This is a genomic window from Vibrio splendidus 12E03, from assembly GCF_000272105.2.
Lineage (GTDB): Bacteria > Pseudomonadota > Gammaproteobacteria > Enterobacterales > Vibrionaceae > Vibrio > Vibrio splendidus_I.
Map to the genome: position 1 here is coordinate 1 of NZ_AJZD02000140.1, position 748 is coordinate 748.

General features: G+C 33.3%; 2 protein-coding genes. Both read left to right on the plus strand.

From position 1 onward, the window contains the following. The coding region (locus A142_RS24950; protein WP_032545641.1) for a hypothetical protein at positions 1-369 on the plus strand (369 nt) is incomplete at its 5' end. Further along, on the plus strand, positions 369-748 hold a 380-nt coding region (locus A142_RS24955), incomplete at its 3' end, for an MAE_28990/MAE_18760 family HEPN-like nuclease (RefSeq protein ID WP_019826842.1). The genes A142_RS24950 and A142_RS24955, both read left to right, overlap by 1 nt.

Here is a 748-nt window from a genome sequence, read left to right on the forward strand (position 1 = left end):
AAAATTGTTCTTGATGATTTCATTGATAAGGAAACCGTTCGATTGATTGAAGTTGCTGATAGAGAAGCATTTATTAATGACTTTAAGGCAACTTTTATTCTACTTGACAGGTTACTATCAGATAGCTCTTTCAAAAAATTTGATGGCACAAGGTTCAGAGGAAGTTTCAACGTGTCTGTCTATGAAATGTTAACTATAGGCATATCAAAAAACATTTCTAGTTTAGAAGAAAAATGCGACGACGAAATCTGTCAACTAATCAAAGATATATATAGCGAACAAGCTGTGACCGATTCATTCCGCCGCGGTGTAAGAGCGATCAAAAGATACAAAGACATTAACCAATTTACAATTGAATATTTCAGCTAATGGCCAAGCAAGATAAATTAGAAGTATTTCTAGACCACTTGATAGAAGACTTAGATTGGAGAAAGAAAGAAATTGGTGACTTGTTGTTTCTTGCAAATAGCAGTAATGAACATTTGATAATGAAATCAGCTGTTCTTCTGATCTATTCACACTGGGAAGGCTACGTCAAAAATGCATGTAAGCATTACCTTAAATATGTTTCTGACCAAAAAGTCCCGTTGAGAAATCTAACTTTCAACTTTGAAGCCATATCTCTAAAAGGCCAGATAAAAAGTACTTACGAGTCAAATAATTCGTTAACTCTGACAAACGAACTAAATTTAGTAGAAAAGTTTTACGATTCCAATGAAGCTAAGTTCAATCTTCCAAATTCAATTAT